The 21,291-nt window shown below is 68.7% G+C and carries 23 protein-coding genes; 15 read left to right on the top strand and 8 right to left on the bottom strand.

The annotated features are described in order from the left end of the window. The first annotated feature begins 162 nt into the window (after positions 1 to 162). From AC1D15_RS02000 to AC1D15_RS02035, 8 genes are all read left to right on the top strand, one after another. Positions 163 to 1,218 (top strand): stage II sporulation protein M, encoded by a 1,056-nt coding sequence (locus AC1D15_RS02000; RefSeq protein WP_477824727.1) that lies wholly within the window; start codon positions 163 to 165, stop codon positions 1,216 to 1,218. After that, on the top strand, positions 1,208 to 1,933 hold the full coding sequence (locus tag AC1D15_RS02005) for a hypothetical protein (protein WP_465110362.1): 726 nt from the start codon (positions 1,208 to 1,210) through the stop codon (positions 1,931 to 1,933). Before AC1D15_RS02000 ends, AC1D15_RS02005 begins: the two co-directional genes overlap by 11 nt. Beyond that, positions 1,923 to 2,726 (top strand): DUF4129 domain-containing protein, encoded by an 804-nt coding sequence (locus tag AC1D15_RS02010; RefSeq protein WP_477824728.1) that lies wholly within the window; start codon positions 1,923 to 1,925, stop codon positions 2,724 to 2,726. The genes AC1D15_RS02005 and AC1D15_RS02010 overlap by 11 nt, the downstream gene beginning before the upstream one ends. Then, a complete protein-coding gene (locus AC1D15_RS02015; protein ID WP_477824729.1) occupies positions 2,723 to 4,030 on the top strand; it encodes a DUF4350 domain-containing protein in 1,308 nt (435 codons plus the stop codon). Before AC1D15_RS02010 ends, AC1D15_RS02015 begins: the two co-directional genes overlap by 4 nt. Before the next feature lie 9 nt (positions 4,031 to 4,039). Further along, on the top strand, positions 4,040 to 5,032 hold the full coding sequence (locus tag AC1D15_RS02020; RefSeq protein WP_477824730.1) for an AAA family ATPase: 993 nt from the start codon (positions 4,040 to 4,042) through the stop codon (positions 5,030 to 5,032). 10 nt (positions 5,033 to 5,042) lie between these two features. Next, a complete protein-coding gene (locus AC1D15_RS02025) occupies positions 5,043 to 6,401 on the top strand; it encodes a DUF58 domain-containing protein (protein ID WP_047508171.1) in 1,359 nt (452 codons plus the stop codon). Between the two features lie 132 nt (positions 6,402 to 6,533). Then, complete coding sequence (locus tag AC1D15_RS02030; RefSeq protein WP_477824731.1) at positions 6,534 to 7,100, top strand: DUF805 domain-containing protein; 567 nt, start codon at positions 6,534 to 6,536, stop codon at positions 7,098 to 7,100. Between the two features lie 2 nt (positions 7,101 to 7,102). Beyond that, entirely contained in the window at positions 7,103 to 7,678 is a 576-nt protein-coding gene (locus tag AC1D15_RS02035; protein ID WP_047508167.1) for a cob(I)yrinic acid a,c-diamide adenosyltransferase, read from the top strand. A 9-nt stretch (positions 7,679 to 7,687) separates the two neighbouring features. Here AC1D15_RS02035 and AC1D15_RS02040 read toward each other — a convergent pair whose 3' ends face one another. Further along, entirely contained in the window at positions 7,688 to 7,972 is a 285-nt protein-coding gene (locus AC1D15_RS02040) for an EF-hand domain-containing protein (protein WP_047508166.1), read from the bottom strand. A gap of 140 nt (positions 7,973 to 8,112) precedes the next feature. After that, positions 8,113 to 9,231: a 3-deoxy-7-phosphoheptulonate synthase gene (locus AC1D15_RS02045; protein WP_047508163.1), complete on the bottom strand. Its 1,119-nt coding sequence runs from the start codon at positions 9,229 to 9,231 to the stop codon at positions 8,113 to 8,115. 318 nt (positions 9,232 to 9,549) lie between these two features. On the opposite strand from AC1D15_RS02045, the gene AC1D15_RS02050 reads away from it, so the two are divergent. From AC1D15_RS02050 to AC1D15_RS02060, 3 genes are all read left to right on the top strand, one after another. Next, entirely contained in the window at positions 9,550 to 10,335 is a 786-nt protein-coding gene (locus AC1D15_RS02050; protein ID WP_477824732.1) for a fumarylacetoacetate hydrolase family protein, read from the top strand. A 110-nt stretch (positions 10,336 to 10,445) separates the two neighbouring features. Next, a complete protein-coding gene (locus tag AC1D15_RS02055; RefSeq protein ID WP_477824733.1) occupies positions 10,446 to 10,991 on the top strand; it encodes a hypothetical protein in 546 nt (181 codons plus the stop codon). 139 nt (positions 10,992 to 11,130) lie between these two features. Then, positions 11,131 to 12,162: a hypothetical protein gene (locus tag AC1D15_RS02060; protein WP_477824734.1), complete on the top strand. Its 1,032-nt coding sequence runs from the start codon at positions 11,131 to 11,133 to the stop codon at positions 12,160 to 12,162. 33 nt (positions 12,163 to 12,195) lie between these two features. On the opposite strand, the gene tldD is transcribed toward AC1D15_RS02060, so the two are convergent. Next, on the bottom strand, positions 12,196 to 13,671 hold the full coding sequence (tldD, locus tag AC1D15_RS02065; RefSeq protein WP_477824735.1) for a metalloprotease TldD: 1,476 nt from the start codon (positions 13,669 to 13,671) through the stop codon (positions 12,196 to 12,198). 153 nt (positions 13,672 to 13,824) lie between these two features. Between tldD and AC1D15_RS02070 the strand changes: the two genes are divergently transcribed. Next, positions 13,825 to 14,724, top strand: coding sequence for a hypothetical protein (locus tag AC1D15_RS02070; RefSeq protein WP_477824736.1), 900 nt, complete (start codon positions 13,825 to 13,827; stop codon positions 14,722 to 14,724). A 24-nt stretch (positions 14,725 to 14,748) separates the two neighbouring features. Here AC1D15_RS02070 and rsmI read toward each other — a convergent pair whose 3' ends face one another. Next, positions 14,749 to 15,633, bottom strand: a complete 885-nt coding sequence (gene rsmI, locus AC1D15_RS02075; RefSeq protein ID WP_477824737.1) for a 16S rRNA (cytidine(1402)-2'-O)-methyltransferase — start codon at positions 15,631 to 15,633, stop codon at positions 14,749 to 14,751. A gap of 19 nt (positions 15,634 to 15,652) precedes the next feature. Here rsmI and AC1D15_RS02080 point away from each other — a divergent pair, with 19 nt between their 5' ends. The 3 genes from AC1D15_RS02080 (at position 15,653) to AC1D15_RS02090 (ending at position 17,352) form a co-directional block, all read left to right on the top strand. Continuing rightward, positions 15,653 to 16,024 carry a YraN family protein gene (locus AC1D15_RS02080; protein WP_477824738.1) on the top strand — a complete coding sequence of 124 codons (372 nt, stop codon included), beginning with the start codon at positions 15,653 to 15,655 and terminating at the stop codon, positions 16,022 to 16,024. A gap of 69 nt (positions 16,025 to 16,093) precedes the next feature. Beyond that, a complete protein-coding gene (locus AC1D15_RS02085; RefSeq protein ID WP_477824739.1) occupies positions 16,094 to 16,690 on the top strand; it encodes a phosphoheptose isomerase in 597 nt (198 codons plus the stop codon). After that, positions 16,687 to 17,352 carry a BON domain-containing protein gene (locus AC1D15_RS02090; protein ID WP_477824740.1) on the top strand — a complete coding sequence of 222 codons (666 nt, stop codon included), beginning with the start codon at positions 16,687 to 16,689 and terminating at the stop codon, positions 17,350 to 17,352. The genes AC1D15_RS02085 and AC1D15_RS02090 overlap by 4 nt, the downstream gene beginning before the upstream one ends. A gap of 90 nt (positions 17,353 to 17,442) precedes the next feature. On the opposite strand, the gene AC1D15_RS02095 is transcribed toward AC1D15_RS02090, so the two are convergent. The 4 genes from AC1D15_RS02095 to AC1D15_RS02110 are packed head-to-tail and all read right to left on the bottom strand — an operon-like array spanning position 17,443 to position 21,219. After that, the gene (locus tag AC1D15_RS02095) at positions 17,443 to 18,336 is read right to left on the bottom strand and encodes an NAD(P)-dependent oxidoreductase (protein WP_477824741.1); all 894 of its coding nucleotides are present in this window, start codon (positions 18,334 to 18,336) and stop codon (positions 17,443 to 17,445) included. A gap of 13 nt (positions 18,337 to 18,349) precedes the next feature. Then, complete coding sequence (locus AC1D15_RS02100) at positions 18,350 to 19,486, bottom strand: PilT/PilU family type 4a pilus ATPase (RefSeq protein ID WP_465110378.1); 1,137 nt, start codon at positions 19,484 to 19,486, stop codon at positions 18,350 to 18,352. Between the two features lie 18 nt (positions 19,487 to 19,504). After that, positions 19,505 to 20,158 (bottom strand): cyclic nucleotide-binding domain-containing protein, encoded by a 654-nt coding sequence (locus AC1D15_RS02105; RefSeq protein WP_082004502.1) that lies wholly within the window; start codon positions 20,156 to 20,158, stop codon positions 19,505 to 19,507. Between the two features lie 17 nt (positions 20,159 to 20,175). Further along, positions 20,176 to 21,219, bottom strand: a complete 1,044-nt coding sequence (locus tag AC1D15_RS02110; protein WP_047508146.1) for a type IV pilus twitching motility protein PilT — start codon at positions 21,217 to 21,219, stop codon at positions 20,176 to 20,178. Positions 21,220 to 21,291 lie beyond the last annotated feature (72 nt).

Raw genomic sequence — 21,291 nt, forward strand, 5'->3', positions numbered from 1 at the left:
CAACTGGGCGATGCGCGGCCAGCGGCTCACGCCGGCCCGCTTCGACGAGCTGGCGGTGCTGGCCCGCTCGGCGACCGATGCCGGGGCCGGTGCGCCTGACGCCACGCAGCGCCTGCTCGGCGTCGCGCACTGGCTGCTCGGCCGCCGCGGGGACGCCGCCCGATGACGCCGCTGCAGTTCGAGGCCGCGTACACGCCGCTGTGGGACGAGCTGCAGGCGATGCTCGACCGCGTGGAGGGCGCGCGCCCGCGCCAGAAGAAAGACCAGCAGGCCGACAAGAAGGCGCGCACCAAGGTCAAGCCCGCGCCGATCGACGGCGCCCGCCTCAGCGTGCTGTACCGCCGCGCCTGCGAGCACCTGGCGCTGGCGCAGGCGCGCGCCTACCCGATCGGCCTGACGCAGCGCCTGGAGCAGCTCACGCACCGCGCGCACCAGCTGATCTACCGCCGCCACGAGCCGGGCTTCGGCATCGGGCGGCTGCGCCGGCTGCTGCTGGTCGACATCCCGCAGAGCGTGCGCGCGCACCGCGGCTACCTGCTGGTGGCGGCGCTGCTGTTCATCGTGCCGACGCTGCTCGTCGGCTGGGCCTGCTGGCGCGACCCCGGCTTCATCCTGCACCTGATGGACGCCCAGCAGGTGCGCAACTTCGACCAGATGTACGGCCCTGGCGCCGACCCGATCGGCAAGCCGCGCAGCGCCGAGACCGACTGGCAGATGTTCGGCTACTACATCCAGCACAACATCGGCATCGGCTTCCAGTGCTTCGCGGCGGGGCTGTTCGGCGGCATCGGCAGCGCGTTCTTCCTGGTCTTCAACGGGCTGCAGGGCGGCGCGGTGGGTGGCTACCTGACGGCGCGCGGCCACGGCGAGGCGTTCTACTCGTTCATCGTCACGCACTCGGCCTTCGAGCTGACCGCCATCGTGATGTCCGGCGCCGCCGGGCTGCGGCTCGGCCACGCGCTGATCGCGCCGGGCCGCCGCACGCGGCTGGAGGCGCTGCGGCATGCGTCGTCGCACGCCATCGTCGTGATGTACGGCGTGATCGCGTTCCTGCTGATCGCTGCCGCGGTCGAGGCCTTCTGGTCGTCGGCCCGCTGGGTCGAGCCGCAGGTCAAGTACGGCGTCGGCGCGGCCTGCTGGGCGCTGGTGATCGCCTACCTCGGCTGGCAGGGCCGGCCGCGCCGCGCCGCCGATGAGAAGGGCCTGGATGCAGGTTGATGCGATCGCCGTCGAGCTGCGCCCGCGCCCGATGCACGAGGCCGGCGACCTGGGCGTGCGCCTGGTGCAGGCCCATGCGCGTTCGGTGTGGGCGACCTGCACGCCGGTGTTCGCCGCGGTGTTCCTGCTCGCGCTGTCGAGCGTCGAGATCGCGAGCTGGCTGCCCAGCGTGCTGATCTTCTGGCTCAAGCCCTGGATGGACCGCAGCGTGCTGTTCGTGCTGTCGCGCGCGGCCTTCGGCCAGTCGACCCGCTTCGCCGACCTGTGGCGCGCGCAGCGCGAGGTCTGGTGGAGTCAGCTGTTCACCAGCCTGACGTGGCGGCGCCTGTCGCCGTGGCGCTCGTACACGCAGCCGATCTACCAGCTCGAAGGCCAGCGCGGCAAGGCGCGGCGGCAGCGGCGCGCACTGATGCTGCGCGCGCAGCGCGGGCCGGCCGGCATGATGCACCTGGCGTTCGCGCATGCCGAGGCCTTCCTCGGGATCGGGCTGATGGCCTTCATCGCGCTGCTGCTGCCCGAGGGGCTGCGCAGCATGGCGTGGGACTGGTTCACCGGCGGCAGCCTGTCGTCGTCGTTCGCCACCGCCAGCGGCTATGCACTGGTGGTGCTGATGCTCGAGCCGTTCTATGTCGGTGCCGGCTTCGCGATGTACCTGAACCGCCGCGTGCAGCTCGAGGCCTGGGACATCGAGCAGGAGTTCCGCCGTGCGTTCTAGCGCTGCGTGGGGGTTGGCGCTGGCCTTGCTGGGGGCCCAGGTGCAGGCCCAGCAGGTGCCGGCTGATGTGGCGGCGCCGGCGGCTTCGGCCATCGTGGTCCCGGTGGCCGCGGACGGCCGCCCATCGCGCGACGCGGTCGAGGCCGAGCTGGCCACGCTGCGCGCCGACCCGCGTTTCGGCGGCACGCAGAAGCAGAAGACCTGGCGCTTCAAGGAGCGCGATTCGGAGGCGAAGAAGTCCGAGCCGCCGTCCGGCATGCCGGCCTGGTTCAAGTGGCTGGGCGAGTTCGGGCGCTGGATGACCGCGGCCGGGCGACTGGTCGTGTGGGCGATCGGTGCGGTGCTGGTGGCGGTGCTGATCGTCGGGCTGCGCTACTGGATCCGCGAACGCGCCGGTGCGCTGCCGCAGCGCGCCGCCCCGTTGCCGAGCCACGTGCGCGACCTCGACATCCGCCCGGAGAGCCTGCCCGACCGGATCGGCGCGGCCGCCGCGGCGCTGTGGCAGCGCGGCGAGCAGCGGGCCGCGCTGTCGTTGCTGTACCGCGGCGCCTTGTCGCGCCTGGTGCATGTGCATGCGCTGCCGATCCGCGCTGCCAGCACCGAGGGCGAGTGCGTGGCGCTGGCGCGCGCGCGGCTGCGCGCCGAGCCGGCCGGGTACGTCGCGCGGCTGGTCGGTGCGTGGCAGCTGGCGGTGTATGGCGCGCGGCTGCCGCAGACCGACGAGGTGCTGGCGCTGTGCAGCGAGTTCGACGCGCGCCTGCAGGCGCCGGCCCCGGTGGCGGAGGCCGCATGACGCTGCTGACCCGCGACAACCTGCTGCGCGCCGGCATCGCCGCGGTGCTGGTCGGTGGCCTGCTGTGGCTCGCGTCGTGCACCGAGTGGGTCGAGGTCGACACGGCGAAGCCGCCGTCGCCCGAGGCCGCGAAGAACGACATGCTCGCGCTGGAAGACCTGGCGCGCCGGCTCGGTGCGACGGTCGAGCGGCCGACCGACCTGGCGCAGATGCCGCCGGCCGGCGCCACCGTCTACCTCGCGACCTGGCAGTGGGGCATCTTTCCCGGCCGCGGTGAGCGGCTGCGCGACTGGGTGGCCGATGGCGGTCAACTGGTGGTGCCGGCGACTGACCTGGCCGAGTCGGAGCTCGGCAGCTGGCTGCCGGTGCGCATCGTCAAGCCTGTCAAGCCGGCGGCGCCGCACGCGGCATCGGGGGCGCGCACGACGGAAGATCCGGACGACGAGGATGAAGACGAGGATGAGGAGGCGCCTGCAGTACCCGCGGCGCAGGCCTCGCGCCCGGCGGCCGGCGGCTCGCCCGACGTCAAGCGCATCGTGAAGCAGCTGCAGGAAGGCCCGCCGTGCCGCTCGGTGGCCGAGCCGGACGCGGTGGCGCCGGCCTTCCCGCCATCGCGCCGCTTCATGAGCTGCGCCCACCCGCCGTGGCCGCGCATCCAGGCCAAGGGGCCGGCAGCCTGGCAGCTCGATGCCGAGAGCGGCATCGAGGTGCTGCGCGTGCCGCACGGCCGGGGCAGCGTCACCGTGTTGGCCGGCTGGGACCTGCGCGGCAACCGGATGCTGACGCGCGGCGACAACGGCCTGATCGCCGCGGCCGCGCTGCAGCTGCGCCCCGGGCAGCGGCTGTGGATCATCGACCAGGAATCGCGCACGCCGCTGACGAGCTGGCTCTGGCGCGCCGGCGCGGCGGCGCTGCTGCTGTCGGGCCTCGCGCTGCTGCTGGCCTGGTGGCGCGCCGCGCCGCGCTTCGGCCCGCTGACGGTGCCGACGCCGCCCGGCCGCCGCTCGATGGTCGAGCAGGTCACCGGCACCGCGCGCTTCCTGTGGCGCCACGGCCCGCTCGGCCTGCACGCGGCGCAGGTGCGTGCGCTCGACGAGACTGCGCGCCTGCATGTGATGCGCTACGACGATCTGGAGCGCAGCGCCCGTGCGTCGGCGATCGCGAAGCTGACCGGGCTGGACGCCGCGGCGCTCGGCCTCGCGCTCGACCGCGGCATTCCGCGCCGCCGCATCGACCTGCCGCCCGTGCTCGAACTGTTGGAAACCGCACGCCGCCGGCTGGCCGCACCGCACACCGCTTCCTGAGGACCCTCCATGCAGATCAAACCCACCGACCTGACCCGTGCCGCCGAGCTGCTGAACGAACTGCGCAGCGAGGTCGGCAAGGCCGTCGTCGGCCAGCAGCAGGCAGTGGACCAATGCCTGGTCGCGCTGATGGCCAGCGGCCACGTGCTGATCGAGGGCGTGCCCGGCCTCGGCAAGACCTTGCTTGCGCGCACGCTGGCGAAGTCGCTGTCGCTGAACTACGCGCGCGTGCAGTTCACGCCCGACCTGATGCCGTCGGACATCACCGGCCATGCGGTGCTGGAGGCGCGCGCGGACGAGGGCTCGCCGGTCGGCGCGCTGCGCGTGCACCGCGGGCCGGTCTTCACCAACCTGCTGCTGGCCGACGAGATCAACCGCGCGCCGGCCAAGACGCAGAGCTCGCTGCTGGAGGTGATGCAGGAGTACCAGGTGACGATCGAGGGGCAGACGCTGCCGCTGGACAAGCCGTTCATGGTGCTCGCGACGCAGAACCCGGTCGACACCGAGGGCACCTACCCGCTGCCCGAGGCGCAGCTCGACCGTTTCCTGTTCAAGATCGACATCGGCTACCCGTCGCAGGACGAGGAGACCGCGATCGTGCGCCGCACCACCGAGCAGCTGGCCGGCGACCAGCTGCCACTCGACGCGATCACGCCGCGGCTGGACGAGCGCTCGGTGCTCGCGCTGCAGCGCCTGGTGTCGTTCATCCGCGTCGACGACAAGGTGCTCGACTACGCGGTGCGGTTGGCCCGGGCGACGCGCGTGTGGCCGGGCCTGTCGGCCGGTGCCGGCCCGCGCGGCGCGATCGCGCTGGTGCGTGCGGCGCGCGCGACCGCGATGATGCAGGCGCGCGATTTCGTGACGCCCGACGACGTGAAGCAGCATGCGCTGCCGGCCCTGCGCCACCGCGTGATGCTGGCGCCCGATGCGCAGCTCGAAGGCCGCGCGCTCGGCGAGCTGCTGGCCGCGATGGTCGACAGCGTGGCCGCGCCGCGCCTGTGAACGGCCGCCGATGCGCCTGCGCCTGATCCCGAGCCGCGCCGCCGTGATGGCGGTGGCTGCCGCCGCGCTCGCGAGTGCCGTGGCGCTGCTGGCCGGCGTGCCGTCGGCATGGGTGTCGGTTGCGGCAGGCGTGCTCGCGGCCGCGGGGCTGGCCTGGGCGCTGGCCGACCTGTGGCACACGCGCCGCAGCTGGGCGCGCGCGCCGCTGCGGCTGGAGCGGCGGCTGCCGCAGGCGCTCGCGATCGGCGTGCCGCGCGAGCTGGTGCTCAACCTCGTCAACACGGCGACCCTCGGCTGGCGCGGCAGCGTGTTCGACGAGCTGGACGGCACGCTCGACTTCGACGGCCTGCCGCGCACGTTCCGCCTGCCGGGGCGCCGGCGCATCGAGCTGCGCTACCGCGTGACGCCGCGCCGGCGCGGCCGGGTGCGCTTCGGCGGCACGCAGCTGCGGCTGCGCTCGCGCGGCGGCAGCTTCGAATGGCTGCACCTGCTGGGCGAGCCGCAGCTGCTGCACGTGTACCCGAACTTCGCGGCGGTCGCGCGCTATGCGTGGCTGGCCGGCGACCGGCGGCTGTCGCAGATCGGCATCAAGACCTATGCGCAGCGCGGCGAGGGCACTGATTTCAAGCAGCTTGCCGACTACCAGAGCGGCGACCCGGTGCGCCACATCGACTGGAAGGCGACGCTGCGCCACGGCCGGCCGATCGTGCGGCAGTTCCAGGACGAGCGCGACCAGTGCGTGCTGTTCCTGCTCGACTGCGGCCGGCGGATGCGGGCCGACGAGGGGGCGACGAGCGCCGACGGCGGCCACTTCGACCAGGCGCTGAACGCGCTGATGCTGCTGACCCACGTTGCGCTGAAGGAGGGCGACGAGGTCGGCGCGCTGAGCTTCGGCCATGCGCCGGGGCAGCAGCGCCGCTTCGCGCCGCGCAAGGGGGCGGCGACGCTGAACGCGATGATGGCGCGGCTGTACGACATCGAGCCCGGCACCGACCACTCCGACTACCTCGAGGCGGCGCGCGACGTGATGCGGCTGCAGCGCAAGCGGGCGCTGGTGATCATGCTGACCAACTTCCGCGACGAGGATGCGGCCGAGCTGGCCCCGGCGCTGAAGCTGATGCGCACGCGCCACCTGGTGCTGGTGGCGAGCCTGCGCGAGCGGGTGCTGCGCGAGATCGCGGGCCAGCCGCTGGGGGTGGCCGAGCGGGCGGTCGAGGTGGCCGGCGCGCACTGGTTCGAGCAGGCGCGGCGCGATGCCTTCCGGCGCGTGACCGGGCAGGACGCGCTGTCGGTGGACGTGGAGCCGCGCGACCTGCCGGTGGCGCTGGTGAACCGGTACCACGCGGTGAAGCGCTCGCGGCTGCTGTAGCGGCCCCCATCCGCTCGCGTCATCCCCCCAGAATCCCCACTCGGGGTGCTAGGCGCGACACGAGGGCTCCGCTACGATGGCCGCGCCGATCCCCGGCCTACGACACCACATCATCCCGAGGAGAACCCCTGCATGGCCACCGCCAATCCGTCCGCCAACCCGTACCAACCGCCGCGCGCGGCCGTCGCCGACATCGACCGTGCATCGGGCGAGGTCCAGCCGATCAACCTGTGGTCGGCGCGCGGGCGCATCGGCCGCCTGCGCTACCTCGCCTACCTCGGTGCGAGCTACCTGCTGATGCTGCCGGTGTTCATCGTGGCCGGCGTGATCGCGGCGGTGACGCAATCGCCGTTCGTGATGGTGGCCGTGTACGGCGTGGTCGGCATCGTCTATGCCGTCTGGGCCGTGATGATGATGATCCAACGCTCGCACGACATGGGCTGGAGCGGCTGGACGGTGCTGCTCGCGATCATTCCGTTCGTCGCGCTGATCTGGCTCTTCAAGGCCGGTACGCCGGGCAGCAACGAGTACGGTGCACCGCCGCCGCCGAACACCCGCTCGGTGAAGATCCTGGCCTGGGTCTTCCCGGCGTTCATCGTGCTCGGTATCGTCGCGGCGATCGCGCTGCCGGCCTACCAGCAGTACGTGATGCGAGCCAAGGCGGCACAGATCCAGGCGCAGCCGCAGCAGCAGCCCTGAGCATGGCGAATCGACTCACCCAGATCGCCACCCGCACCGGTGACGACGGCAGCACCGGCCTCGGCGACGGCACGCGCGTGCCGAAGGACCACCTGCGCGTGCAGGCGATGGGCGATGTCGACGAGCTGAACTCGACGCTCGGCGTGCTGCTCGCCGAGCCGCTGCCCGACGAGGTGCGCGAGCTGCTGGTCGTGATCCAGCACGAGCTGTTCAACCTCGGCGGCGAGCTGTCGATCCCCGGCTACGAGCTGCTGAAGGGCGATGCGGTGCTGCGCCTGGACGAGGCGCTGGCCCACCACAATGCGGCGCTGCCCCGGCTGAAGGAGTTCATCCTGCCGGCGGGCACGCGCAGCGCGGCGATCGCGCACGTGGGGCGCACCATCGCGCGCCGCGCCGAGCGCGCGGTGGTGGCGCTGGGGGCGCAGGAAGCGGTGCGTGCCGAACCGCGGCAGTACCTGAATCGGCTGAGCGACCTGCTGTTCGTGCTGGCGCGCGTGCTGAACCGCGCCAACCTCGACGGGCTGGGCGGCGACGATGTGTACTGGCGCAGCGAGCGGCTGGCCAGAGACGCTGACTGAGCGGCGCCGTCAGGGCGCCGCGTAGTACCCGACCGCGAACTCCGCGAGCGTCAGCTGGCCATCGTGGTCGGCATCGAGCTTGTCGAACATCGATGCGATCACCGGCAGGCGCTCGGCCTCCTCGCGCGACAGCTTGCCATCGCCGTTCACGTCGACGCGGGTGAACACGGCTTCCATCGCGGCCTTGTCCTTGGCCGAGGGCTCGGCCGCCGGCGTCACTGCCGAGGCCAGCAGCGCCGCGCCACCCAGCGTCAGGGCCAGCAGGCTGCTGCGAATGCGGTGCGGCGTGGTCATGGCGTGCCCCCGGGCAAGTGGATCGGACGTCGATTGCACCCGATCCGGCCTGCTGCAGCCAGACTTCTTGCCAGGGCTTACCCGCGCTACATCTGCGTGACCGACCTTACATGCGCAGACGCGGGGTCGGCCCCGTCCGTTCAGCGGCGGCGCGCCTTCACGGCCTGGTGCAGCACGTCGAGCACCGTCAGCGAATCGTTCCAGCCGATGCAGGCGTCGGTGATGCTCTGCCCGTAGGCGAGCTGGGCCGGATCGTCCTTGCCGGCGCTGAACTTCTGCGCCCCGGCGTTCAGGTGGCTCTCGACCATCACGCCGAAGATGCGGCGGCTGCCCCCGGCGACCTGGCCGGCGATGTCGCGCGCGACGTCGATCTGGCGCTCGTGCTGCTTGCTGCTGTTGGCGTGCGAGCAGTCGACCATCAGCGACGGGTTCAGCTTGGCGGCTTCGAGGTCCTTGCAGGCGGCCTCGACGTGAACGGCGTCGTAGTTGGGCGTCTTGCCGCCGCGCAGGATCACGTGGCAGTCGGGGTTGCCGCGCGTCTCGACGATCGCGACCTGGCCGTTCTTGTGCACCGACAGGAAGTGGTGCGCGCGGGCCGCGGCCTGGATCGCGTCGGTGGCGATTCGGATGTTGCCGTCGGTGCCGTTCTTGAAGCCGATCGGCGCCGACAGGCCCGAGGCCAGCTCGCGGTGCACCTGGCTCTCGGTGGTGCGCGCGCCGATCGCGCCCCATGAGATCAGGTCGCCGATGTACTGCGGCGAGATCACGTCGAGGAACTCGCTGCCGGCCGGCATGCCCAGGCGGTTGATCTCGGTCAGCAGCTGGCGCGCGATGCGCAGGCCCTCGTCGATGCGGTAGCTCTCGTCGAGGTAGGGATCGTTGATCAGGCCCTTCCAGCCGACGGTGGTGCGCGGCTTCTCGAAGTAGACGCGCATCACGATCTCGAGCGTGTCGGCGTATTTCAGGCGCTGTTCGCGCAGCTTGCGGGCGTAGTCGACGGCGGCGACCGGGTCGTGGATCGAGCAGGGGCCCATCACGACGAGCAGGCGGTCATCGCGGCCGGCGACGATGTTCTTGATGCGCTGGCGCGTGTCGGCGATCAGCGTTTCGGCGGCGGTGCCGCGGATCGGGAAGAAGCGAACCAGGTGTTCGGGCGGGGGCAGCGGAGTCACGTCCTGGATCCTTTCGTCGTCGGTCTGGCCTGTCTTGTCGATGGGCGCATACCAACCCTCCGTGGCGCTGGCGGACTTGGCGTTCATGAGCGTGATCTCCTGCTGGGATGGACGGTGAAAACTGCGGGGGCAAAAAAAAACCGCCGGGGAGACCCGGCGGTTTGGTGAGTTCTTTGCGTTTGTGTCTTACAGCCTACGCGCTGACCTCTCCTCCGCCGGGCGGTGCGAGAACCAAAAGTAGGCAAAGAAGTAGGACGGGACGAAACGCATGGGCGCGAATGTAGCACGGCCTCCCGATCGGCCGTCAAGCTCGTTTTTTGCACAGGTGTTCGCCGTCGCGGGGAAATTGACAGCGCCGCGCAGGCGCGGGTCAATGGCGGTTTGCCAACAAGACAGGAGACACGCATGGACCGACGACACCTGATTTCCACCGGCGCGGCAATGGGCCTGGGCGCCGTGGCCGGTTGCGCCACCGACACCCGCGCGGCCGGCGGCGCGAAGACCGCGTTCGAGGTGCCGCAGCCGACGCTGCCGGTGGTCGGCAGCACCGAGCTGTTCCCGGTGCGCCGTATCTACTGCATCGGCCGCAACTACGCGGCGCATGCGCGCGAGATGGGGTCGGACCCGAACCGCGAGCCGCCGTTCTTCTTCCAGAAGCCGAGCGACGCGGTGCAGTTCGTGGCGCCCGGCAGCACGGCCGAGCACCCGTACCCGCCGTTGACGAAGAACTACCACTACGAGATCGAGCTCGTCGCGGCGCTGCACCGCGGCGGGCGCAACGTGCCGCCGGAGCAGGCGCTCGATCTGGTCTACGGTTATGCGATCGGGCTGGACATGACGCGCCGCGACCTGCAGCGCGCGATGGGCGACGAGAAGAAGCCGTGGGAGATCGGCAAGAGCTTCGACCGCTCGGCGCCGATCGGGCCGATCCACCGCGTGGCGCAGGTGGGGCATTTCACGCAGGGCTCGATCACGCTGAAGGTGAACGGCCAGCTCAAGCAGAACGCCGACCTGAAGCAGACGATCTGGAGCGTGGCCGAGCAGATCAGCAAGCTGTCGCAGGCCTTCGAGCTGAAGCCCGGCGACATCATCTTCAGCGGCACGCCGGAGAACGTCGGGCCGGTGGTGCCGGGGGATGTGATGCAGGGGGAGATCGCGGGCTTGCCGGTGTTGAGCGTGCGGGTGGTGTAGGAGGGGCAAGAGAGAGGGCAAGAGGGGAACCGGCCTGGCGGTGTCGTTACCAATGCGGGCAGGCGGATGCACGCCTTGCTGCAGCGACACCTCAGGAAAGGAACCTGACCATGGAAGGCCAGCCCCCCGGCAAACTCCCCTCGTCTCGCGGGCCGTCGCTGAAGAACTTCGTCATCCGAGGTCGGACGAGCGCGCAGCCTGATGGCAAGGCATTGGGCCAGAAGGAGCGTCAAAACGCTCGTGCAACGCTTGACTCGGGCCTGCAGTCACCACGGAGGCCCACGATCGACCCGGAATCTGACGAACGGCGGACACGGCAGCGTCGAGACGAAGACGAGCTCTTGCGCGCGATCGAGGGTGCGATGACGCGCAATGACGATGCCTCTGCCGAACAGCTGCTCCTGCAATTGAACAAGGTGCAGCAGCAAGGCGTTGTGTTGCGGGAGCACCTCGAATCGTCCGGCCGTGCGAATCAGCTGCTGGCCTGTCGGGAAAGGCTCAACGGGGAGCTCGAAACCACCAGCACGTTGAAGCTCGAGCTCCGTGCCGCAACAAAGTACGTGCGAGCGCTGGAGACTCGCATCGAAGCGTCTGCGGCCCGAGTGGAGAACCTCGCGAAGGAATTCGACGCACTGCTGGCACGGCCCGAAACGTGAGGCGATGCACGGAACGCCCTTCGAGGCGGTGTTACTCACGCGATGCGATATCGAGAGTCATCAGCAGTCAGGGCGAGTCCGGTTATCGCAGTCACTCATCAATGCAGGGCCGCGACGGCTTGCCAATCAAGAGAAAGCAATGAGGCCCCCACCCGGAGTCAAAAAGAAAGATCGTGCGGAAAGCAAGGTGCAGAGCCCGAGGTCGAAGGAGAAGAACGACTTGCTCCATCGTAATAAGACGAGCAAGAAGAACGCTCGCCACACATTGGACCTGTCTGGGACGAATCTATCCATTGATCGACCGACAGCGCTGTCCACTGAAAAACGCGCCACCTTTGCCTCCCAGCCGTCCGACTCGGACTCCCTGTTGCCGACGTTCAATCAGTGGAGGAATGGGGCCGATACCACCAGCCCGAGACACGCGTGGACATCTTCGGTTCACTCGCCGAGGGGTACTCCCGCCGCTGAGAAGCTGACACTGGGCAAGAGTCGCACCAACAATCTCATCGAGAGCCTGCTGGGATCGATGCAGGGCGCCTCAGAGCAAGAAATCAAGGAGGCGCTTCAAAAGCTGGAGCGCATGGAGGGGAGCCGCGCCGGTCTGGGACAGGCCGCGCAGGAATACAAGCGCCAGGCAGCCGCGGCAAGAGCCGAGATCAGCACGCTGCAACAGCGCGTGTTGGACTTGGATGCGCGAGCATCCCTCCTGGAGAATCTCAACGAAGGCGGCACCGAAGAATGTCAAGGCGCGATTCAGAGATTGAAAGCAGAGCTTGGGCGCCGAGCCGCGCTTCAGGCACCGGGCGACGTACTTGAATCTGCCGAGGGCGGCGACGTTGACGCCAAGAAGGTGTTTGGGGACGCGACATTTTCACTGGAGGAGGTGCTCCAGGGGCTTAAAGTTTCCGTTGCGGAGTTGGAAGTCGAGGCTCGGCAAAAGCGCGGCACTGTCAGTATCCAGAAGCTGCCCGCGTTGGAGTTGATCTCTGCCACCGAAACAGTCGAGACCGAAGGGGTATCGCACAGCAAGGCGGAGCGCAAAGCGGCCGAGCATGCGAAGAAAGTCGGGCAACTCGGAGAACTTCTGACAGCGGAAGAGCAGAAGCTGGCCAAGTGGCAGCACAAGGCCCGTGAACTCGCCTTGTCGGAGGCCAGCGCCTCCAACGTGTAGAACCRCTCTCCGTGCCCTGCCCGGGCGCCGCGCTCAGGCCGTCCCGCCCACCGTCATCTTGTCGATGCGCAAGGTGGGCTGGCCGACCCCCACCGGCACGCTCTGCCCTTCCTTGCCGCACACGCCGACGCCGGTGTCGAGCTTCATGTCGTTGCCGATCATGCTGACGCGGGTCAGCGCGTCGGGCCCATTGCCGATGATCGTGGCGCCCTTCACCGGGTACTGGATCTTGCCGTTCTCGACCCAGAAGGCCTCGGAGGCCGAGAACACGAACTTGCCGCTGGTGATGTCGACCTGCCCGCCGCCGAAGTTGGTGGCGTACAGCCCGCGCTTCAGGCCGGCGATGATCTCTTCCTTGGTCTTGTCGCCACCCAGCATGTAGGTGTTGGTCATGCGCGGCATCGGCACCGCGGCATAGCTCTCGCGGCGGCCGTTGCCGGTCGGGGCGACGCCCATCAGGCGGGCGTTCATCGAATCCTGGATGTAGCCCTTCAGGATACCGTCCTCGATCAGCACGTTGCGCTGCGTGGCGTTGCCTTCGTCGTCGACGTTCAGCGAGCCGCGGCGGTCGGGCAGCGTGCCGTCGTCGAGCACCGTCACGCCCTTGGCCGCCACGCGCTGGCCGATGCGGCCGCTGAAGGCGCTGGAGCCCTTGCGGTTGAAGTCGCCTTCGAGCCCGTGGCCGATGGCCTCGTGCAGCAGCACGCCGGGCCAGCCCGGGCCGAGCACGACGCTCATCTCGCCGGCCTTGGCCGGGCGCGATTCGAGGTTGGTGAGGGCGGCCTTGACGGCATCGTTGACGTAGCTCTCGATGATGTTGTCGTGGAAGTAGCCGAGCCCGAAGCGGCCGCCGCCGCCGCCGGAGCCGACCTCGCGGCGCATCTCGCCGGCGATGGTCTGCTCGGCGATCACGGTGACCGACAGCCGCACCAGCGGCCGCACGTCGGCGGCCAGCGTGCCGTCGGCGCGGGCCACCAGCACCACGTCGTACTCGGCGGCGATGCCGGCCATCACCTGCTTGATGCGCGGATCCTTGGCGCGGGCGAGCTTCTCGACGCGCTCCAGCAGCGCGACCTTCTGCGTGCTGTCGAGCGTGGCGATCGGGTCCATCGGCGCATAGAGCACGCGGCTGCCGGCGATCTTCGGCGTGCCGGTGATCTTGACCGTGYGGCTCTGGCCGGCCGCGGCGATGGTGCGCACGGTGGCGGCCGCATCGAGCAGCGCGGCCTCGGAGATGTCGTCGGAGTAGGCGAAGGCGGTCTTCTCGCCGGCCACCGCGCGCACGCCGACGCCCTGGTCGATGCCGAAGCTGCCGCTCTTCACGATGCCTTCCTCGAGGCTCCAGCCTTCGCTGCGCGTGTACTGGAAGTAGAGGTCGGCGTCGTCGATGCGGTGCGTCGCGATGGCCTGCAGGGCCTTGGCCAGCGTCGCATCGGTCAGGCCGAAGGGTTCGAGCAGCAGCGAGCGGGCGACGACCAGTCGTTCGAGGGTGGGTTCGCGCGAGATCATGGCGGCTCCTGTGGGTGGTGGGGCATTCTAGGAGGGGGTCGGTTCTCGGTCGAGCGAAGGCCTTTGGGAACTGTGACCGCGCGGTGGTTACTCAGGCGAGGCCGGGGCGTCCGGCACGGCAGTCACCCATGGACCTGTTGTCAGGAGATCTTCTTGTTAGAGCGAAAGTCAGACGCGGCAAAGACCCGGCGAACGGACGGGCATCCCACCGATTCGAAGGCGGACAAGAAAAAGAGCAAGGAACTGTCGAAGAAGACAAGGAAGCAGCGGCGCAGTGCCGAGTCGGAAGTCAAGCAGTCATTGGAGGTCAAGTCGTCTCGACGGCATAGAGGGCCTCCCAGCGACGAAGCGAAGCCTCCGCAACTGCCGGAAGAGGCGTTGATAGCCTGGAAGATTCTGCAACCCAGGTTGGATGAGTCCGGCGAGTTGAAATCCGAGTTCATTCGCCCTGAAAGTGAACTGGACACGCAAGTCATACCACGCCAGATCTCGAGCGATTTTGTGTCGGAGCAACGAACGTCATCCCCAGGCAACTCGGGTGAACCGTCGAGTCCGCGACTCGCGAGGCAAGTGCCGCCGAAAGGGGCGCTTCGGATCATCCGTCCGGGCGAACCCCAGGGAAAGCGCAAGTCCTTGCCAGTGACGTCTCCCGCGTCGATTGAGAAATCGCGTCATCTGAAAAGGATGTACAGAGACGACTTGGCGATGCTCCAGCAGAACACACGAAACCTGGATGCCATTCAGCGGATGTCCGGCTTCATACAGTCGGCCGATGCAACTCAGCTTCGCGAAGCAAGGCGCGAGTCGCGAAAGGAGTATGAGCAACTTTCACAACGCATTGATCGGACAAGACGGGAACTCACGAAGTTGGAGAGCCAGAAGTTGGTAGTCGCTGGAACACTCAAGGAACTCGACGAGGCCATCGCAAAGAGCCCTCAAGAAGACTTTCCTGACGACAAGGAGTGGGACGTGCTTGATGGGCCGCCTGAAAGCCCAGGCTCTCCCTCCAGAAGCACCGCCGAGCATCGACGAGTGCAGACCGACAAGGTCTGATCTCTCGGCTCACATCGCCGCGCTTCAATCGGTTTCCCGCATCGCCAATGCCCGTGCATAGAGCGCATTCCGGGAGGCGCCGGTGATGGTGGCGGCCAATGACACGGCCTGTGTCAACGGCAATTCAGCCAGCAGGAGCTTGAGTGTTGCTTCGCTGTTTGCGGCGGATTCATCATGCTGAACGGGTCGGGCGTGGACCACGAGAACGAACTCACCGCGCTGGCGGTGTTCGTCCTCGGCCATCCATGCCGGAAGACCTGCGGCTGGCAAGGTCACGATGCTTTCAAACTGCTTGGTCAGCTCGCGGCACAGTGTGACGAGCCGGTCGCCGCATGCATCGGCGATGCCTTTCACCAACTTCTCGATGCGGTGGGGTGCTTCGAACACCACTTGCGCGTTTGCGCGCATCGCGATCGCCTGCATGGCCTGGGCTCTTTCGTTGCCCTTGGGCGGAAGAAAGCCGATGAACTCGAAGCCGCCAGTGACAGCATCCCCCGCCACGCTCAACGCCGCCAACGCACTGCTGGCCCCGGGAAGCGGCACGCACCGATACCCCGCCGCCTGCGCCGCAGCCACCAGCACCGCCCCCGGATCGCTCACCGCCGGCGTCCCCGCATCGCTCACGTACGCCACCCGCTCGCCGCGCGCCAGCCGCGCCAGCACTGCCTGCGCCGCCTCGCGCTCGTTGTGCTCGTGCACCGCCAACAGCGGCTTGTCGAGCCCCAGGTGGCGCATCAGCTGCGCGCTGTGCCGCGTGTCCTCGCAGGCCACCGCGTCGACCAGCGACAGCACGTGGATCGCGCGCAACGTGATGTCGGCCAGGTTGCCGATCGGCGTCGCGACCACATAGAGCGCGCCGGCGGGATACTGCTGCGCGCCCGCCGCCGCCTCGGCAGCCTTCAGCAACAACGATGAGTCCAGGGTCACGATGGTCCAGACGACGAAGGAGGTGGGAGACGACGGCGAGGCACGGGCGCTCGCGCACCTGCTGCGTCATGGCCTCGTGCTGGTGCGGCGCAATTATCGGGTCGCGGCCGGCCCGCGTGCCCGCGGCGGCGAGGTCGACCTGATCCTGCGCGAGCGCGACGGCACGCTGGTGTTCGTCGAGGTGCGCACCCGCGCCCGGCTCGGCCATGGCGGCGCGGCGGCAAGCGTTGGTGGCGTCAAGCAACGTCGTGTCATCTTCGCGGCGCACCATTTCCTGCGCGCCTGCCCGACACTGCCGCCCTGCCGCTTCGACGTGGTGGCCATCGACGGCGAGCACCTGGAGTGGCTGAAAGCGGCCTTCGACGCAGGTTGAAAGGGGCTGAGCGGGCGGTCACACCCCTCGGAACCAAGCTGGTGCACCCGTGTCATATGATCCATGCCCATGCTTGAACAACGAATCCAGCAACAATTCTTCGACAGCGCCGACCTGAAGTACGCCGCGGCCGAGATCCTCTCCCGTCCCATCGCCGATGCCGTCAGTGCCGTCGTCGGCTCGATCACCTCCGGCGGCAAGGTGCTGGCCTGCGGCAATGGCGGCTCGGCGAGCGATGCCCAGCACTTCGCGGCCGAGTTCGTCGGCCGCTTCGAGCGCGAACGCCCCGGCCTCGCCGCGATCGCGCTGACGACCGACACGTCGATCCTGACGGCGATCGGCAACGACTACGATTTCACTGCGATCTTCTCGAAGCAGGTGCAGGCGCTCGGCGCCCCCGGCGACGTGCTGATCGCGATCACCACCAGCGGCAACTCCGCCAACGTGCTGGCCGCCGTCGAGGCGGCCCACGCGAAGGAGATGACCGTGATCGCCCTCACCGGCCGCGGTGGCGGCAAGATGGCGGGCGAACTCACCGAAACCGACGTGCACATCTGCGTGCCCCACGAACGCACCGCGCGCATCCAGGAAGTCCACATCCTCGCGCTGCATTGCCTGTGCGATGCGGTCGATCTGCAATTGCTGGGTGAACAGGAAAACACATGAAGTCTCTCTCGTCCCGTCTTTCTCCCCTCACCGTCGTCGTGGCCGCCGTCGTGGCCACCTCCAGCCTGTCCGGCTGCGCCGCCTTCTTCATCGGCGGCGCGATGGTCGGCGGCACGCTGGTCGCGACCGACCGCCGCACCTCCGGTGCCCAGATCGAAGACCAGTCCATCGAGCTGAAGGGCGGCAAGCGCCTGAGCGAGGTCACCGACCAGCAGAAGTCGCGCGTCAGCATCACCAGCTACAACCGCATGGTGCTGCTGACCGGCGAGGTGCAGACCGACACCGAGAAGGCCGCCGCCGAACAGGCCGTGACGCAGCTCGAGAACGTGCGCACCGTCGTCAACGAGATCTCGCTGGCCGGCAGCAACACCTTCAGCCGCAGCGGCGCGAGCGATGCGCTGCTCACCAGCAAGGTCAAGGCGACGCTGATCGATGCGCGCGACGTGATGGCCAACGCATTCAAGGTGGTCACCGAGCGCGGCACCGTCTACCTGATGGGCGTTGTCACGCAGCGCGAGGCCGACCGCGCGACCGACCTGGCGCGCAGCATCAGCGGCGTGCAGAAGGTGGTGCGGGTGTTCGAGATCGTCTCCGAAGACGAACTTGCGCGGCTGCGCCCGGCCGACCCGCCGAAGCCCGCCACCTCGTCGAACAAGCCCTGACCGATCCAGCAGCCGCCGCGGAACCGGCTTTGCCGGGCCGCCAGCGGCGTCCCCTTGAGGGGGAGGCGCCGAAGGCGCTTCGGGGGTGGGCTATTTCAGCCTTGTGATCAGGCTTGAGGTGTCCCAGCGCTGGCCGCCCGTGGCCTGCACGTCGGCATAGAACTGGTCGACCAGCGCGGTGACCGGCAGCCGCGCACCGTTGCGCTTGGCCTCGTCGAGCACCAGGCCCAGGTCCTTGCGCATCCAGTCGACCGCGAAGCCGAAGTCGAACTTGCCGTCGATCATCGTCGGCCCGCGATTGTCCATCTGCCAGCTCTGCGCGGCGCCCTTGCCGATCACGCCGAGCACGGCCTTCATGTCGAGCCCGGCCTTCTGGCCGAACGCGACCGCTTCGGCCAGGCCCTGCACCAGCCCGGCGATGCAGATCTGGTTCACCATCTTCGCGAGCTGGCCGGCACCGCTCTCGCCGAGCAGCGTGACGGCCTTCGCAAACGCCATCGCGACCGGCTGGGCCTTCGCGAACGCGCCGGCCTCGCCGCCACACATCACGGTCAGCGCGCCGTTGATCGCGCCCAGGTTGCCGCCGGACACCGGTGCATCGATGAAGTGCAGGCCGAGCTTTCGGGCGGCGGCATCGAGCTCGCGCGCCACCTCGGCCGAGGCGGTGGTGTGGTCGACGAAGATCGCCCCCGGCTTCATGCCGGCAAAGGCGCCGTCCGGCCCGGTGGTCACAGCGCGCAGGTCGTCGTCGTTGCCGACGCAGGCGAACACCAGGTCGGCGCCGGCCACCGCGGCCTTCGGCGTCGCGGCGCTCGCCCCGCCGTACTCCTTCACCCACTGCGCCGCCTTGGCCGCGGTGCGGTTGTAGACGGTCACGCGGTGCCCGGCGCGCGCCAGGTGCCCGGCCATCGGGTGGCCCATCACGCCCAGGCCCAGGAAGGCCACGGTCTGCGCGGCGATCGGCTCGTAGGTCTTGGTGCTCATCGGGGGCGCGTCCTCAGACGATCGTCAGGTGTTCGGTGCCGGCCGACAGGTCGCTGCTGCGCGCGCGGTTGCTGTTCAGCTTGATCTGCAGCCGCAGGTCGTTCACCGAATCGGCGTTGCGCAGCGCGTCTTCGTAGGTCACCAGGTGGTTCTCGTAGAGGTCGAACAGGCTCTGGTCGAAGGTCTGCATGCCCAGCTCGCGCGACTTCTTCATGATCTCCTTGATCTCGGAGACCTCGCCCTTGAAGATCAGCTCGGAGATCAGCGGCGTGTTCAGCATGATCTCCACCGCGGCGATCCGCCCGCGGCCTTCCTGGCGCGGCAGCAGCCGCTGCGACACCAGCGCCTTCAGGTTCAGCGACAAGTCCATCAGCAGCTGGGCGCGGCGCTCCTCGGGGAAGAAGTTGATGATCCGGTCGAGCGCCTGGTTGGCACTGTTGGCGTGCAGCGTGGCCATGCACAGGTGGCCCGTCTCGGCGAACGCCACCGCGTGCTCCATCGTCTCGCGATCGCGGATTTCGCCCATCAGGATCACGTCGGGCGCCTGGCGCAGCGTGTTCTTCAGCGCCTGGGCCCAGCCCTCGGTGTCGAGGCCGACCTCGCGCTGCGTGACGATGCAGTTCTTGTGCGGGTGCACGAACTCGACCGGGTCTTCGATGGTGATGATGTGGCCGTACGAGTTCTCGTTGCGAAAATCGACCATCGCCGCGAGCGAGGTGCTCTTGCCCGAGCCGGTGGCGCCGACGAAGATCACGAGACCGCGCTTGGTCATCGTCACGTCCTTCAGCACCTGCGGCAGGTTCAGGCTGTCGATGGTTGGCAGCGTCTGCGGAATCGTCCGCATCACCAGCCCGACATGGCCCTGCTGCACGAAGGCATTCACGCGGAAGCGGCCGATGCCCTGCGGCGAGATCGCGAAGTTGCACTCCTTGGTGCGCTCGAACTCGGCGGCCTGCTTGTCGTTCATCACCGAGCGCGTCAGTGCCAGCGTGTGCTGGCCGGTCAGCGGCTGCGGCGACACCTTGGTGACCTTGCCGTCGACCTTGATGGCCGGTGGGAAGTCCGCGGTGAGGAACAAGTCGGACCCGTTGCGCGACACCATCAGGCGCAGCAGGTCGTTGACGAATTTCGATGCCTGGTCTCTTTCCATGATGCTTCCTCTGGCCCGTCAGGTGCTGGACAACAAGGCACTCAGCCGGGCGCTGACCTGCCGCAAACGCAATGACAAACGCCGCGACAGCGAGGCCAGCAAGGCCAGGCCGAGTCGCGGCTCGAACATGATCATCTCATCCAATCGCTGTGCATCCACCACCGCGAGGGTACACGGCGTCAGCGTGGTGCAGGCCGAGAAGCGGGCGCCCGCGTCGAGCAGCGACATCTCGCCCAGCATGTCGCCGGCCCGCGCCTCGGCCAGCCGGGCCCGCCCGCCCCACGGCTGGATGCGGTCGACGGCCAGCGTGCCGTCGAGCACGATCAGCATGTAGTCGCCCTGCTCGTCCTGGCCGATCACTTCCTTGTTGGCCGGCACCTGCACGAACTGCAGGTACTGGCTCATGCGCTGCAGCTCGTCGGGGCTCAACGCCGCCACATAGCGGTCGGCGCCCCACAGCCGGGCGAACAGCGGCTCGGCCTGCTTGCGCTCGATCGGAGTGGCCCCCACCGCCGGTGCGCGCGCGGCCCAGGTGGCCAGCTCCTGCGTGTCTTCGGCGCGGTCGGCGAACTGGGTCGAGAAGAAGCCGGATTCGCTGAGGCCCGCGTCTTCCTTCGACACCGCAGGCGTGTCGTCGCCGCCGCGCTTCAGGCGATCAAAGAGTCGTTTCACGCGGCACCTGCGGCGGATCAGCCGGGGAAGTTTTCGGGGAACTTCGCCTTCGCGCGCGCTTCGGCCGGCGAGATGATGTTGCGGCGAACCAGGTCCGACAGGTTCTGGTCGAGCGTCTGCATGCCCACGGTGTTGCCGGTCTGGATCGACGAATACATCTGCGCGATCTTGTTCTCGCGGATCAGGTTGCGGATGGCCGCGGTGCCCAGCATGATCTCGTGCGCCGCGGCGCGGCCGCTGCCGTCCTTCAGCTTGCACAGCGTCTGCGAGATCACGCCGATCAGCGATTCCGACAGCATCGAGCGCACCATTTCCTTCTCGGCGGCCGGGAACACGTCGACCACGCGGTCGATGGTCTTGGCAGCGGAACTGGTGTGCAGCGTGCCGAACACCAGGTGGCCCGTCTCGGCGGCGGTCAGCGCGAGGCGGATGGTTTCCAGGTCGCGCATTTCGCCCACCAGGATGCAGTCCGGGTCTTCGCGCAGCGCCGAGCGCAGCGCGTTCGCGAAGCTCAGCGTGTGCGGGCCGACCTCGCGCTGGTTGACCAGGCACTTCTTGGACTCGTGCACGAACTCGATGGGGTCTTCGACCGTCAGCACGTGGCCGTACTCGTTTTCGTTCAGGTGGTTGACCATCGCGGCCAGCGTGGTCGACTTGCCCGAGCCGGTCGGGCCGGTGACGAGCACCAGGCCGCGCGGCTTCAGCGCGAGCTCGGCGAACACCTTGGGCGTGTTGAGCTGCTCGAGCGTCAGGATCTTCGACGGAATGGTCCGGAACACGGCGCCGGCGCCGCGGTTCTGGTTGAAGGCGTTGACCCGGAAGCGGGCCAGGCCCTGGATCTCGAACGAGAAGTCGCACTCAAGCGTTTCTTCGTAGTTCTTGCGCTGCGAGTCGTTCATGATGTCGTAGACCATCTCGTGCACCTGCTTGTGCTCGAGCGGGTCGACATTGATGCGACGCACATCGCCGTGCACGCGGATCATCGGCGGCAGCCCTGCCGACAAGTGAAGGTCGGAGGCCTTGTTCTTGACCGAGAACGCGAGCAGTTGGGTGATGTCCATGGGGTGCTTGTAAGAGGTTGTGAGCGGCCACCTCGTCGGCGCGGCTCGCTGCGCCGCCTTTCCCGGGTGTCC

It is taken from the genome of Rhizobacter sp. P2_H2 (genome assembly GCF_056403375.1).